Below are 13273 nucleotides of genomic sequence, written 5' to 3' on the forward strand. Positions count from 1 at the left end.
ATGCTTGCCACTTCAGACCTGTGGTTCCGATATCAGGATGAGCCGGTACTTAAAGGGTTAAATCTGGATTTTTCGCTCTCGCCTGTTACCGGTTTGGTGGGCGCGAACGGCTGTGGGAAGTCTACGCTTTTTATGAACCTGAGCGGCCTGTTGCGTCCGCAAAAAGGAGCCGTGTTGTGGCAGGGAAAACCGCTGGATTACAGCAAGCGCGGACTACTGGCGCTGCGCCAGCAAGTTGCGACGGTTTTTCAGGACCCTGAACAGCAGATTTTTTATACTGATATCGATAGCGACATTGCGTTTAGTTTACGTAATTTGGGGGTGCCGGAGGCGGAAATCACGCGCCGCGTCGACGAGGCGCTAACGCTGGTTGACGCCCAACATTTTCGCCATCAGCCCATTCAGTGTTTGAGTCATGGGCAAAAAAAACGTGTGGCTATCGCCGGAGCGCTGGTGCTACAGGCGCGCTATCTATTGCTGGATGAACCCACTGCTGGTCTCGATCCCGCAGGGCGCACTCAGATGCTTGCTATCATCAGGCGGATTGTGGCGCAGGGAAATCATGTCATTATCTCCAGCCATGATATCGATCTTATTTATGAAATTAGCGATGCCGTATACGTGTTACGCCAGGGCCAGATCCTGACGCATGGCGCGCCTGGCGAGGTTTTCGCGTGTACGGAAGCGATGGAACAAGCGGGGCTAACCCAGCCCTGGCTGGTCAAACTTCATACTCAACTGGGACTGCCGCTGTGTAAAACAGAAACGGAGTTTTTTCATCGAATGCGAAAGTGCGCATTCAGGGAGGCGTCATGACGCAGGCAGTTATGTTGCAGGGGACGGCATCCGACGTCGGCAAAAGTGTGCTGGCGGCGGGTTTATGCCGCATTTTTTATCAGGATGGTCTGCGTACCGCGCCGTTTAAATCGCAAAATATGGCGCTTAATTCTGGTATTACGCCGGATGGTAAAGAGATGGGGCGGGCGCAGATTTTTCAGGCGGAAGCCGCGGGGATCACGCCAGATGTGCGTATGAACCCGGTGCTGCTCAAACCGACCAGCGATCGCCAGGCGCAGGTCGTGCTGATGGGGAAAGTGGCGACCAATATGGATGCGGTGAGTTACCATGACTATAAACCGCGTTTGCGTGAGCAAATCCTTGCGGTCTATAACAGCCTGGCGCAGGAATATGACGTTATTGTGCTGGAAGGCGCCGGAAGCCCGGCGGAAATCAATCTGCGCGATCGCGATATCGTCAATATGGGAATGGCGGAAATGGCCCAGTGTCCGGTTATTCTGGTGGCGGATATCGACCGGGGCGGCGTATTCGCCGCTATTTATGGCACGCTGGCGCTGCTGCATAAACAGGAGCGTGACAGAGTAAAGGGCGTCATTATCAACAAATTCCGCGGCGACGTGGCGCTACTCTATTCCGGTATCGAACAAATCGAATCGCTTACTGGCGTCCCGATCCTGGGAGTGATGCCATGGCTGGATGTGGATCTGGAAGATGAAGATGGCGTCGCGCTGCAAAACGATAAATATCGCGGTAACGCCCCCCGTGATATCACTATTGCCATTGTGCAACTGCCACATATTTCTAACTTTACGGATTTTAACGCTCTGGCGGCGCAGCCGGATGTGCGCATACGCTATATTCGCCGCCCGGAAGTGTTGACTGACGCTGATCTGGTGATCCTGCCGGGCAGTAAGAATACGCTGAGCGACCTCGCCTGGCTGCGCGAAAGCGGGATGGCGGATGCGGTATTGCAGACACATCGGCAGGGCGTGCCGGTGATGGGAATTTGCGGCGGCTACCAGATGCTGGGCGACACCATTGTGGATGAGGTGGAGTCGGGGCTGGGTACGCAGCCGGGTCTGGGGCTGCTTAATACGATCACTCGCTTTGCACAGGATAAAACCACGACGCAGGTTAACGCGACAATGTCAGGCGAGTTGCCCGGCTGGCTGGCTGCCGCGGCGGGGCTACCGGTTCGCGGTTATGAAATTCACATGGGGGAAACGGTGCTGCAGGAAGGATGCTGTACGGCCATGACGTTACAGAAAAATGGATGCTCTGTGGCGGATGGCGCGGTCACCGCCGACGGACTGGCGTTTGGCACTTACCTTCATGGCCTGTTTGACAGCGATGCGTTTACCCGTGCGGTGGTCAATGGGTTACGGGCGCGAAAAGGGTTTGCGCCGTGGGAAACGACTTTTTGTTATGCGGATCATAAAGCGCGGCAATTTGATCTGCTGGCGGAAGCGATGCGGCAACATATTGATATTGATAAAATTTATAGCATCATGCAACAACATCAGGAGCCGGTATGATGATTCTGGTGACGGGCGGGGCGCGTAGTGGTAAAAGCCGTCATGCTGAAACCTTAATTGGCGATGCGCCGCAGGTACTGTATATCGCCACCTCGCAGATTCTTGATGACGAGATGGCGGCGAGAATTCAGCATCATAAAGATGGCAGGCCGGCACACTGGCGGACCGCAGAATGCTGGCGGCATCTTGATACGTTGATTACCGCGGATCTTGCCCCTGACGACGCGATTTTGCTGGAATGTATTACCACCATGGTGACGAATCTGCTGTTTGCGCTGGGAGGCGAAAACGATCCCGAACAGTGGGATTATGCGGCGATGGAGCGCGCCATTGACGATGAAATTCAGATTTTAATTGCAGCCTGCCAGCGCTGCCCGGCGAAAGTGGTACTGGTGACAAATGAGGTGGGAATGGGGATCGTCCCGGAAAACCGTCTGGCGCGCCATTTTCGTGATATTGCCGGTCGGGTCAACCAACGACTGGCGGCAGCGGCGGATGAGGTCTGGCTGGTAGTCTCAGGTATTGGAGTCAAAATTAAATGAGTAAGCTGTTTTGGGCCATGCTCGCTTTTATTAGCCGCTTGCCCGTGCCGTCACGCTGGTCGCAGGGACTGGATTTCGAGCAGTATTCGCGTGGGATCGTGATGTTTCCCTTTATCGGGTTGATTCTGGGGGGCGTAAGCGGCCTGATTTTCATCCTCCTGCAATCCTGGTGCGGTATTCCGCTAGCGGCGTTGTTCTGTATTCTGGCGCTGGCGCTGCTGACCGGTGGTTTTCACCTGGATGGGTTGGCCGATACCTGCGATGGTATTTTTTCCGCGCGCCGCCGTGAGCGAATGCTGGAGATTATGCGCGATAGTCGTCTGGGAACCCATGGCGGGCTGGCGCTTATTTTTGTGCTACTGGCAAAAATTCTGGTGGTCAGCGAACTGGCGTTACGTGGAACGCCAATGTTGGCGGCGCTGGCAGCGGCCTGTGCGGCTGGGCGCGGCAGCGCCGTTTTATTGATGTACCGTCATCGCTACGCCCGTGAAGAGGGGCTTGGCAATGTATTTATCGGTAAAGTCAGCGGACGGCAAACCTGCATTACTCTGGGATTGGCGGTAATCGTCGCCACGGTATTACTGCCTGGTATGCAAGGACTGGCCGCAATGGTGGTCACATGCGCGGCGATTTTCATCCTTGGCCAGTTGCTTAAACGTACGCTTGGCGGTCAAACCGGCGATACGCTGGGCGCGGCGATCGAACTTGGCGAATTGATCTTTCTGCTGGCTCTGTTATGAGCCGATTATTACGGACGAGACATCTTATGCAGACACTACACGCTTTACTCCGTGACATTCCTGCGCCGGACGCCGAGGCGATGGCGCGTGCGCAGCAACATATTGACGGCCTGCTCAAACCGCCGGGCAGCCTGGGCAGACTGGAAACCTTAGCCGTTCAGCTCGCGGGAATGCCGGGTCTTAACGGTACGCCGCAGGTAGGTGAAAAGGCGGTGCTGGTGATGTGCGCCGACCATGGCGTCTGGGATGAAGGCGTAGCGGTTTCGCCCAAAATCGTGACGGCGATTCAGGCGGCGAATATGACGCGGGGAACAACCGGCGTATGCGTGCTTGCCGCTCAGGCCGGTGCGAAGGTGCATGTCATTGATGTTGGTATTGATGCTGAACCTATTCCTGGCGTAGTTAATATGCGCGTCGCGCGCGGCTGCGGAAATATTGCCGTTGGCCCGGCGATGAGTCGCTCGCAGGCTGAGGCGCTTTTGCTGGAGGTTTCCCGCTACACCTGCGACCTGGCGCAACGCGGCGTGACCTTATTTGGCGTAGGGGAGCTGGGAATGGCGAACACTACGCCAGCCGCCGCGATGGTCAGCGTTTTTACAGGAAGTGATGCAAAAGAGGTGGTGGGGATTGGCGCGAATCTTCCGCCTTCCCGCATCGATAATAAAGTGGACGTCGTGCGGCGGGCGATTGCGATTAATCAGCCCAATCCGCGCGATGGCATTGATGTGTTGTCGAAGGTGGGTGGTTTCGATCTGGTCGGGATGACCGGCGTGATGCTTGGCGCGGCAAGGTGTGGCTTACCCGTATTGCTGGATGGCTTTCTTTCCTACTCGGCAGCGCTGGCGGCCTGTCAGATTGCGCCTGCGGTGAGACCTTATCTGATCCCGTCGCACTTTTCGGCGGAAAAGGGTGCCCGCATCGCGCTCGCGCATTTGTCTATGGAACCCTATTTGCATATGGCGATGCGGTTAGGTGAAGGAAGCGGCGCGGCGCTGGCGATGCCGATCGTGGAAGCCGCGTGCGCCATGTTCCACAATATGGGGGAGTTAGCGGCCAGTAATATTGTCCTGCCGGAGGGGAACGCAAACGCAACATAACCCGGGCGCACAACACCAGCCATGTGAGAAAAAAGCTATACTTAACGCACACCTGCCGCGACAAAGGAAGGGATATAATGCGTCGTATCACACCTTTTTTTCCGTTTTTCGTCTTGTTGGTAAGCCATTTCTCGCTGGCTATAAGCTATCCGTTGCCGCCCGAAGGCAGTCGTCTGGTAGGACAGCCTGTCACAATCGCTGTACCACAGAACAATACTCAGCCCTTAGAGTCATTTGCCGCCCGCTACGGTCAGGGGCTGAGTAATATGCTTGAAGCGAATCCCGGCGTGGATGTGTTTTTACCTCAGTCTGGTTCCACACTGGTAGTGCCGCAGCAGTTGATTCTGCCTGACACCGTTCGTGAAGGTATTGTGGTAAACGTCGCCGAGATGCGCCTTTATTATTATCCCGCAGGCACGAATACGGTTGAGGTGCTACCCATTGGTATTGGTCAGGCTGGCCGTGAAACGCCGCGCAACTGGGTAACTGCGGTTGAACGCAAACAAGATGGCCCGGTTTGGGTGCCAACGGCTAATACGCGTCGGGAATATGCTAAAGAGGGAAAAACGCTGCCCGCGATGGTGCCTGCGGGGCCGGATAACCCTATGGGGCTATACGCAATATATATCGGCAGGTTATATGCCATCCATGGCACTAATGCTAACTTTGGCATTGGCCTTCGCGTCAGTCAGGGCTGTATCCGTTTACGCAATGACGATATTAAATATTTATTCGACCATGTTCCTGTAGGAACCCGCGTTCAGATTATCGACAGGCCCGTTAAATTTTCGGTAGAGCCGGATGGAAGTCGTTGGCTGGAGGTACACGAACCGCTTTCTCGTAACCGTGCTGAATTTGAGTCAGACAAAAAAGTTCCATTGCCCGTTACGCCAGTGCTGCGCACGTTTATCAAAGGGGACGACGTTGATACTTCGCGGGTTAATGAGGTGCTGGAGCGCCGTTCCGGAATGCCGGTCAACATTAGCGCGGGCAGGTCTGGCCTTTAAATATCCTGCCACATTGCTGGTTTTCATGGGCTGGAACATCTGTATTAGTAGTGAGTGTCATGGCAGGGGCTTCATTTTCTCAACGAACCGCGAGCCCTCCGATTAAGCTCAAAGTCATAAATCTTTTCTCCGGCATCGCCGGAGGTTTTTCATATGCGTCTGCAAGGCTCTCTTATCCACCGCGCCGAGTATTCTTTTCGGTCGAAATGATATTTGAGATACCAGAGGCATGAACCGCCCGGATTGATAAGCAGAAACAGACTGTGAGAAGCGGTCAGTTTAAAGGGAGTTGGTGAAGGTTTAGTAGCGCGGATTTTACTGTCAGTAAGGGGCATATGGTAATCACTCCTTTATCTAACTGAAATGACCCCAAAGCAGACCACCAATTTGTCCCGATGCGGAGAGATAAATCAATATGCACTGAGACAGTTTTCTACGCTAACTCTCTGAATCAAAATACTATTGAGACATGCTGAGATGCCTGAAAACAGGAATTTGGCTCCTCTGACTGGGTGCGTTTTTTATCTCATTGAATAATAAAATATTTATTTTCTAAATTCAAAATAAGGCCCTTATAAAAGCCCCGATCGTAATGATGCACTAAGAATGTGATTTTTATCACATTTTAAAAGTGGGATTATTTCCCCCTATCTTGCCATTTCCACTAGATATTATTAACGGATACTTGAATTAATTCGATTATTCAATAATGATTGAAATATTGAATCATAGAGGGCCGCCCCACATTATGAACAAACAAACTGCCACAACCATCTTTGAATCCCTCTCCTCCGGCGTGCGTCTGGATGTATATCGCCTACTGATCAAAATGGGTACCGAGGGCATGGTTGCCGGGGAGATCGCTTCAACGCTGGATATCCCGCCGACTAACTTATCGTTTCATTTAAAGGCGTTGACGCAGGCCGGGATGCTGACGGTAGAACAGGAAGGTCGTTACCAGCGTTATCGTGCCAACATCCCACTGATGCTGGATTTAATCGGCTGGCTGACCGAGGAGTGTTGTTCAGGCCACCCGGAACAATGCGCAGGTTTTCGTTCGGCTTCTTCCTGCTCAGAAGCCGTTTTACCACCACTCAACACCACGAAAAAGAGTAAATCATGAACGTACTTTTTCTCTGTACCGGCAACTCCTGCCGTTCCGTGCTGGCCGAAGCCACGTTTAACCATCTGGCTCCAGCCGGATGGCGCGCCATGAGCGCAGGCAGTCACCCGGCGGGTTACGTACATCCCCGAGCACTGGCGTTGTTGGCGCGGGAAGGCATTTCAACAGAAGGCTATTTCAGCAAATCGTGGAACGATCTGCCGCAGACGCCGGATACTGTCGTGACAGTCTGTTCAAACGCTGCCGGAGAAACCTGTCCGGCCTGGCTCGGTAACGTGATGCGTACCCATTGGGGCGTTGACGATCCGGCTCATGCTACCGGTAGCGATGCCGAAATCGATGCGGCTTTTGTCACTGCTTACCAGACATTACGTGCGCGTATTGAAGCTTTTCTGGCGCTGCCGCTGAATGAATTGCTGCACGATCGCGCTCGTCTGAAAGTCGAACTGGATCGTATTGGCGAAATTTTTTAACGACCTGTATTTCAATAATTGATGGAGAGTCAAATGAAGACGATTCAGATTTTCGATCCCGCTTTATGCTGTTCTTCCGGCGTCTGTGGCCCGGAAACCGATCCGGCGCTGGTCGCGTTTGCCGCTGATTTTGAGTGGGCCAGAACGCAGGGCGTCAATATTGAGCGTTTCAATCTGGCGCAGCAACCATTGCTCTTCGCACAGAACGAAATCGTTAAAGGCTTTCTGGCCCGTTCCGGCAAAGAGGCGCTACCGCTGATTCTGGTGGATGGTGAAGTCGCACTGGCTGGTCGTTACCCTCGCAGAGAGGAACTGGCGCGCTGGATGGGGCTTACCGTCTATTCGAGTTTTACGCCAGCGACTTCCTCCTGTTGCGGCGGCGATAAGTGCTGCTGATGGACTGATTTCCCGCTTTATTTAATTTAAAGGAGTCTTTTTTATGCTGATGCTTCGGCAGGTGCCCCCCTTTTTGTTTTTTACCGGTAAAGGCGGTGTGGGTAAAACATCGCTGGCCTGCGCTACCGCGATTCATCTGACCGCCTCTGGCAAACGTGTACTGTTGGTCAGCACCGATCCGGCTTCCAATGTCGCGCAGGTGTTTGAACAGACCATCGGCCATCAGATAACCTCGGTTGTAGCGGTTAACAGACTGTCCGCGCTGGAAGTCGATCCATCTGCTGCCGCAGCGGCATACCGTGAACGCATTGTCGGGCCGGTACGGGGGATCCTGCCAGACGATATCGTGGCGGGTATTGAGGAACAGCTCTCCGGTGCCTGTACCACCGAGATTGCCGCCTTTGACGAATTCACCGCGCTGCTGACTAATCAGCAACTGCGCGATGAGTACGATCATATTGTGTTCGACACCGCGCCAACCGGGCATACGCTACGAATGCTGCAACTGCCCGGCGCGTGGAGCGGTTATCTCGACAACAGCCAGCACGGTGCGTCCTGTCTCGGACCGCTGGCCGGGCTGGAAAAACAGCGCAGCCAGTATCGCGCCGCCGTAGACGCACTGGCGAATGCGGAACTGACGCGGATGGTGCTGGTCGCCAGAGCGCAAACCGCAACGCTGAAAGAAGTATCGCGTACCTATGACGAACTGGCCGCCATTGGTCTGACGCAGCAGTATCTGGTCATTAACGGCCTGTTGCCTGAGCAGGAAACCGCTCGCGATAAGCTGGCGCAGGCACTGTATCAGCGTGAACAACAGGCGCTGCAACATTTACCTGATAACCTGCGCGCATTGCCCTGCGATCGCCTGCCGTTAAAACCGTTCAATATGGTGGGGCTGGCGGCATTACGGGGTCTGCTGGACGACAGTTCAACTGGCACCCCGGCGGAAGTCGGAGATATCTCCCCCGTAGATCTTCCTTCGTTGTCATCACTGATCGACGGATTCGCGTCGCAGGGACATGGCCTGATCATGCTGATGGGCAAAGGCGGCGTGGGGAAAACTACGCTGGCAGCGGCGATTGCCGTTGAACTGGCTCGTCGCGGCTATCCTGTTCACCTGTCCACATCCGATCCGGCGGCGCACCTGACTGACACGCTGGACGGCTCATTCGACGGTCTGAGCGTCAGCCGTATCGACCCGCAGGCTGAAACCGAGCGTTACCGGCAGCAGGTGATGGCTGAGCAGGGTAAAAACCTCGACGAACAGGGGCGTGCCGTTCTTGAAGAAGATCTGCGTTCTCCCTGTACGGAAGAAATTGCCGTGTTTCAGGCTTTTTCACGCATCATTCAGGAAGCGGGTAAGCAGTTTGTCGTTATGGATACAGCGCCAACCGGCCATACATTGCTACTGCTTGACGCCACCGGCGCTTACCACCGTGAGATTGCCCGACTGGCCGGGGAACACGGTCAGCCCGTACTGACGCCCATGATGCGCCTGCAGGACAGCGAGCAGACGAAAGTTCTCATCGCCACGCTGGCGGAAACCACCCCGGTGCTGGAAGCCGCTCATTTGCAGGACGACCTGCGTCGCGCGGGGATTGAACCGTGGGGCTGGGTCATTAATAACAGCCTGATCAATACGCCGACTACATCGCCGCTGCTGCGCCAGCGTGCCGAACGCGAACGGTCGCAGATTGATGCCGTCTGTACCCACCATGCCCGACGCTGTGCGCTGGTGCCGCTACAGGCGGAAGAGCCTGTCGGCGTTGAGCGTTTACTACAACTGAGCACAACGGGAAAATAAACCCAAAGGAGCCTGACATGTCCGCACAAACCCAGGCCGCTCCGGCCATGAACCTGTTTGAACGTTACCTGAGCGTCTGGGTTGCGCTCTGCATCGCCATCGGTATTCTGCTCGGGCAGGTAATGCCGGGCGTCTTTCGCGTTATCGGCGGTCTGGAGATCGCCCGCGTTAATTTGCCGGTCGGTTTACTTATCTGGGTAATGATTATTCCTATGCTGCTGCGCATTGATTTCGGGGCGCTGGGTCAGGTCAAAGCGCACTGGCGCGGGATCGGCGTAACGTTGTTTATCAACTGGCTGGTTAAACCATTCTCAATGGCGCTGCTCGGCTGGCTGTTTATCCGTTATTTATTCGCGCCGTGGCTGCCAGCCGATCAGCTTGACAGCTACATCGCCGGGCTTATTCTGCTGGCCGCCGCGCCCTGTACGGCAATGGTGTTTGTCTGGAGCCGACTCACCAACGGCGACCCTTATTTCACGCTGTCGCAGGTGGCGCTGAACGATGCCATCATGATATTCGCCTTTGCGCCGATTGTTGGGCTGCTGCTCGGTTTGTCCTCAATCATCGTACCGTGGGCCACCCTGTTAACCTCCGTGGTACTGTACATCATTGTGCCGGTTATTCTGGCTCAGCTCTGGCGTAAGGCCCTGCTACGCAAGGGGCAAGCGGCATTCGATAATGCGCTGACGAAAATCGGCCCGTGGTCAATGGCGGCATTACTGGCAACGCTGGTGTTACTGTTTGCGTTTCAGGGCGAAGCCATTCTGCAACAGCCGCTGGTCATTGCCCTGCTGGCGGTGCCGATTCTGATTCAGGTGCTGTTTAACTCGGCACTGGCCTATGGGTTGAATCGACTGGTGGGCGAAAAGCACAATATTGCCTGTCCATCCAGCCTGATCGGCGCATCGAACTTCTTTGAACTGGCTGTCGCAGCGGCAATCAGCCTGTTTGGTTTTCATTCCGGTGCGGCGCTGGCGACCGTGGTTGGGGTGCTCATTGAGGTGCCGGTGATGCTGCTGGTTGTGCGGGTGGTGAATCGTTCGAAAGGGTGGTATGAGAGAGCTTAGCGGAGATATTATCCCTCTCTAATTATCCGTTCGCGACAAACATTCAGGCAGTTTCTCAAGGGGCAGGGCCGGGTAATGCTGTGTTTCAGGCGGCGTGAACTCACCATCCAGATTTTGCGCAGGGTTCGACCTGATTAACTGTTTTTTCACCGCATAGGGGCCAAAAGCCAGCTTCTTCTCTTTCCCGTCAATGCGGTACTTCATGTACCAGAGTTTCGAGCCGTTGGGTTTGATCAGCAGGTAGAATCCTGAACTATCGGTAATTTTGAAGGATTTCTCGGTGGGTTTGATCTTGCGGATAGCGGTATCGGTTAATGCCATCGGCGGGGGCTCCATTTCTCAACGAACCGTGAGGCCCCCGATTAAGTCCCCAAAAACTATGGGTGTCAAAAAACCCGGCAAACCTTATCAGGTTAACCGGGTAAAGATAAGTTCTTGTTTTTTTCAACGTCTCCGGACTCACCAGGATGTCCCGAAACTAAAATCTGGCTCCTCTGACTGGACTCGAACCAGTGACATACGGATTAACAGTCCGCCGTTCTACCGACTGAACTACAGAGGAATCGTGTGGGGTCGTATATTAGCGGCGGAAAAATTTTTGTCAAACCCCATTTAACCTCTTACAGATTCGATTGCGGGTTATCTCATCACTTTGTTGCATTTGCAGACATTTTTTCTGCAAAAAGCTTTGCAGCCTTACGATTTCTCGCTCATTATTGAAATGTGGTTTCAACTCTCTTCTTTAAGGTCCATTTTGAACGTCTCCACTGCCTTACGCCAGGCTGTCGTCCGTACGCCCTGGTATGCCAAACGCAAGAGCTACAAAGTGTTGTTCTGGCGTGAAATCACCCCACTTGCTATCCCCATTTTTCTGGAAAATACCTGTGTTTTGCTAATGGGCGTGCTCAGTACTTTTCTCGTCAGTTGGCTGGGCAAGGAAGCAATGGCGGGCGTGGGGCTTGCCGACAGTTTTAATATGGTAATTATGGCTTTTTTTGCGGCTATCGATCTTGGTACTACGGTGGTGGTTGCCTTTAGCCTGGGCAAGCGCGACAGGCGACGGGCAAGGGCGGCGGCGCGCCAGTCGCTGGTGATTATGACGCTATTTGCCGTTGTGCTGGCAGTGGTCATTCATTATTTCGGCAGTGAAATTATTAATATTGTCGCAGGCGAGGCGACGCCAGAAGTAAAGGGGCTGGCGTTAACGTACCTTGAACTGACGGTGCTGAGTTATCCGGCTGCGGCAATTGCGCTAATCGGTAGCGGCGCGCTGCGTGGGGCAGGGAATACGAAAATCCCGTTGATGATTAACGGCGGGATGAACATTCTCAATATTATCATCAGCAGCATCCTGATTTACGGGGCTTTCTCCTGGCAAGGGCTGGGTTTTGCCGGCGCGGGGCTGGGATTAACCATTTCGCGCTACATCGGCGCGGTAGCGATTATTTGGGTGCTGATGATTGGTTTTAATCCGGCGCTGCGCATTCCGCTGAAAAGCTATCTGAAGCCGCTGAATTTCGGCATTATCTGGGAAGTGATGGGTATCGGTATTCCGGCGAGCATTGAATCAGTGCTGTTCAACGGTGGCAAACTACTGACGCAAATGTTTGTCGCCGGAATGGGCACTAACGTTATCGCGGGTAACTTTATTGCCTTTTCCGTGGCGGCGCTTATCAACCTGCCGGGTAACGCCCTTGGTTCGGCGTCGACTATTATCACCGGTAAGCGTCTTGGTACCGGACAAATTGGTCAGGCAGAGCGTCAATTGCGCCATGTATTCTGGATGTCGACTATCGTACTTACGGCAATTGCCTGGGGGACGGCGCCGTTCGCGGGTCTGTTTGCCTCATTTTATACCCAGGAGCAGGACGTAAAAGAGGTAGTGAAAGTTCTGCTCTGGCTTAATGCTGCCTTTATGCCAATTTGGGCGGCCGCGTGGGTGCTGCCGTCGGGTTTTAAAGGCGCGCGCGATGTGCGATTTGCGATGTGGGTATCGATGCTGGGGATGTGGGGCTGTCGCGTTGTGGCAGGGTATACGCTTGGTATTGTGCTGGGTATGGGGGTTGTAGGGGTTTGGCTGGGGATGTTTCTTGACTGGGCCGTGCGCGGCGCGCTGTTTTACTGGCGTCTGGTAAGCGGGCGCTGGCTGTGGAGATACCCGCGCGTAAAGAGGGAGTAAGCGCTTTTTGCTGTGAAAATCATCAGGAAACGGTGAATTTTAACCGAAGTGTGGAATAAAGCAGCAAACGAACTTTTTTTGTGAAAACAGGCTTTGACAAGCCAGGGGCACCTCGTTAATATTCGCCCCGTTCACACGATTCCTCTGTAGTTCAGTCGGTAGAACGGCGGACTGTTAATCCGTATGTCACTGGTTCGAGTCCAGTCAGAGGAGCCAGATTTTAGTTTCGGGATATCCTGGTGAGTCCGGAGACGTTTAAAAAAAACAAGAACTTATCTTTACCCGGTTGACCTGAGAAGGTTTACCGGGTTTTTTGACATCCATGGTTTTTGGGGGCTTAATCGGGGGCCTCACGGTTCGTTGGAAAAATGGAGCCCCCACGTATGGCATTAACCGATACCGCTATCCGCAAGATCAAACCCGTATCAGTATGCTGACATATAGATGCGTTCGGTTCAAACGGAGCGATCACACAAGCTTGCCAGGTGATGCCCCTGGTGGGAATCGCGACT

At 54.0% G+C, this 13273-nt stretch carries 13 protein-coding genes and 2 tRNA genes; 13 read left to right on the forward strand and 2 right to left on the reverse strand.

Going from position 1 to position 13273, the window contains the following annotated elements; translation table 11 throughout:
• The 11 genes from ACLJPQ_RS05990 (at position 1) to arsB (ending at position 10582) form a co-directional block, all read left to right on the forward strand.
• Positions 1-816: an energy-coupling factor ABC transporter ATP-binding protein gene (locus ACLJPQ_RS05990; protein WP_023216057.1), complete on the forward strand. Its 816-nt coding sequence runs from the start codon at positions 1-3 to the stop codon at positions 814-816.
• Complete coding sequence (locus tag ACLJPQ_RS05995; protein WP_080184634.1) at positions 813-2333, forward strand: cobyric acid synthase; 1521 nt, start codon at positions 813-815, stop codon at positions 2331-2333. The genes ACLJPQ_RS05990 and ACLJPQ_RS05995 overlap by 4 nt, the downstream gene beginning before the upstream one ends.
• Positions 2330-2875, forward strand: coding sequence for a bifunctional adenosylcobinamide kinase/adenosylcobinamide-phosphate guanylyltransferase (gene cobU / locus ACLJPQ_RS06000; protein ID WP_000973193.1), 546 nt, complete (start codon positions 2330-2332; stop codon positions 2873-2875). The genes ACLJPQ_RS05995 and cobU overlap by 4 nt, the downstream gene beginning before the upstream one ends.
• Positions 2872-3615, forward strand: a complete 744-nt coding sequence (gene cobS / locus ACLJPQ_RS06005; protein ID WP_023224568.1) for an adenosylcobinamide-GDP ribazoletransferase — start codon at positions 2872-2874, stop codon at positions 3613-3615. Before cobU ends, cobS begins: the two co-directional genes overlap by 4 nt.
• A gap of 26 nt (positions 3616-3641) precedes the next feature.
• Positions 3642-4712 carry a nicotinate-nucleotide--dimethylbenzimidazole phosphoribosyltransferase gene (cobT, locus tag ACLJPQ_RS06010; RefSeq protein WP_001649922.1) on the forward strand — a complete coding sequence of 357 codons (1071 nt, stop codon included), beginning with the start codon at positions 3642-3644 and terminating at the stop codon, positions 4710-4712.
• A gap of 77 nt (positions 4713-4789) precedes the next feature.
• On the forward strand, positions 4790-5719 hold the full coding sequence (gene ldtA / locus ACLJPQ_RS06015; RefSeq protein ID WP_001252817.1) for a L,D-transpeptidase: 930 nt from the start codon (positions 4790-4792) through the stop codon (positions 5717-5719).
• Between the two features lie 748 nt (positions 5720-6467).
• Positions 6468-6842 carry an ArsR/SmtB family transcription factor gene (locus ACLJPQ_RS06020; protein WP_001041817.1) on the forward strand — a complete coding sequence of 125 codons (375 nt, stop codon included), beginning with the start codon at positions 6468-6470 and terminating at the stop codon, positions 6840-6842.
• Positions 6839-7315 (forward strand): arsenate reductase ArsC, encoded by a 477-nt coding sequence (locus ACLJPQ_RS06025; protein ID WP_001101541.1) that lies wholly within the window; start codon positions 6839-6841, stop codon positions 7313-7315. The genes ACLJPQ_RS06020 and ACLJPQ_RS06025 overlap by 4 nt, the downstream gene beginning before the upstream one ends.
• Positions 7316-7348: 33 nt before the next feature.
• Positions 7349-7711 (forward strand): arsenite efflux transporter metallochaperone ArsD, encoded by a 363-nt coding sequence (arsD, locus tag ACLJPQ_RS06030; protein ID WP_000849418.1) that lies wholly within the window; start codon positions 7349-7351, stop codon positions 7709-7711.
• A gap of 43 nt (positions 7712-7754) precedes the next feature.
• The gene (gene arsA, locus ACLJPQ_RS06035; protein ID WP_080184633.1) at positions 7755-9515 is read left to right on the forward strand and encodes an arsenical pump-driving ATPase; all 1761 of its coding nucleotides are present in this window, start codon (positions 7755-7757) and stop codon (positions 9513-9515) included.
• 17 nt (positions 9516-9532) lie between these two features.
• Positions 9533-10582, forward strand: coding sequence for an ACR3 family arsenite efflux transporter (arsB, locus tag ACLJPQ_RS06040; RefSeq protein WP_076932914.1), 1050 nt, complete (start codon positions 9533-9535; stop codon positions 10580-10582).
• An 18-nt stretch (positions 10583-10600) separates the two neighbouring features.
• Here the strand turns inward: arsB and ACLJPQ_RS06045 are convergent, their stop codons facing one another.
• Positions 10601-10903, reverse strand: a complete 303-nt coding sequence (locus ACLJPQ_RS06045) for an Arm DNA-binding domain-containing protein (protein WP_080184632.1) — start codon at positions 10901-10903, stop codon at positions 10601-10603.
• A 165-nt stretch (positions 10904-11068) separates the two neighbouring features.
• A tRNA-Asn gene (locus tag ACLJPQ_RS06050) sits at positions 11069-11144 on the reverse strand.
• A 159-nt stretch (positions 11145-11303) separates the two neighbouring features.
• Here ACLJPQ_RS06050 and ACLJPQ_RS06055 point away from each other — a divergent pair.
• Together ACLJPQ_RS06055 and ACLJPQ_RS06060 are read left to right on the forward strand one after the other, a co-directional pair.
• A complete protein-coding gene (locus ACLJPQ_RS06055) occupies positions 11304-12761 on the forward strand; it encodes an EmmdR/YeeO family multidrug/toxin efflux MATE transporter (protein ID WP_001538409.1) in 1458 nt (485 codons plus the stop codon).
• Positions 12762-12901: 140 nt separating this feature from the next.
• Positions 12902-12977: transfer RNA gene (locus ACLJPQ_RS06060), tRNA-Asn, on the forward strand.
• Positions 12978-13273 lie beyond the last annotated feature (296 nt).

It is taken from the genome of Salmonella sp. SAL04213 (genome assembly GCF_046550535.1).
Lineage (GTDB): Bacteria > Pseudomonadota > Gammaproteobacteria > Enterobacterales > Enterobacteriaceae > Salmonella > Salmonella enterica.

Coding starts and splice junctions, on each gene's coding strand:
- arsB (WP_076932914.1), top strand. CDS start 9,533: ATGTCCGCACAAACCCAGGCCGCTCCGGCCATGAACCTGTTTGAACGT.
- ACLJPQ_RS05995 (WP_080184634.1), top strand. CDS start 813: ATGACGCAGGCAGTTATGTTGCAGGGGACGGCATCCGACGTCGGCAAA.
- arsD (WP_000849418.1), top strand. CDS start 7,349: ATGAAGACGATTCAGATTTTCGATCCCGCTTTATGCTGTTCTTCCGGC.
- cobU (WP_000973193.1), top strand. CDS start 2,330: ATGATGATTCTGGTGACGGGCGGGGCGCGTAGTGGTAAAAGCCGTCAT.
- ACLJPQ_RS06020 (WP_001041817.1), top strand. CDS start 6,468: ATGAACAAACAAACTGCCACAACCATCTTTGAATCCCTCTCCTCCGGC.
- ACLJPQ_RS06045 (WP_080184632.1), bottom strand. CDS start 10,903: ATGGCATTAACCGATACCGCTATCCGCAAGATCAAACCCACCGAGAAA.
- ACLJPQ_RS05990 (WP_023216057.1), top strand. CDS start 1: ATGCTTGCCACTTCAGACCTGTGGTTCCGATATCAGGATGAGCCGGTA.
- ACLJPQ_RS06025 (WP_001101541.1), top strand. CDS start 6,839: ATGAACGTACTTTTTCTCTGTACCGGCAACTCCTGCCGTTCCGTGCTG.
- ldtA (WP_001252817.1), top strand. CDS start 4,790: ATGCGTCGTATCACACCTTTTTTTCCGTTTTTCGTCTTGTTGGTAAGC.
- cobS (WP_023224568.1), top strand. CDS start 2,872: ATGAGTAAGCTGTTTTGGGCCATGCTCGCTTTTATTAGCCGCTTGCCC.
- cobT (WP_001649922.1), top strand. CDS start 3,642: ATGCAGACACTACACGCTTTACTCCGTGACATTCCTGCGCCGGACGCC.
- arsA (WP_080184633.1), top strand. CDS start 7,755: ATGCTGATGCTTCGGCAGGTGCCCCCCTTTTTGTTTTTTACCGGTAAA.
- ACLJPQ_RS06055 (WP_001538409.1), top strand. CDS start 11,304: ATGTGGTTTCAACTCTCTTCTTTAAGGTCCATTTTGAACGTCTCCACT.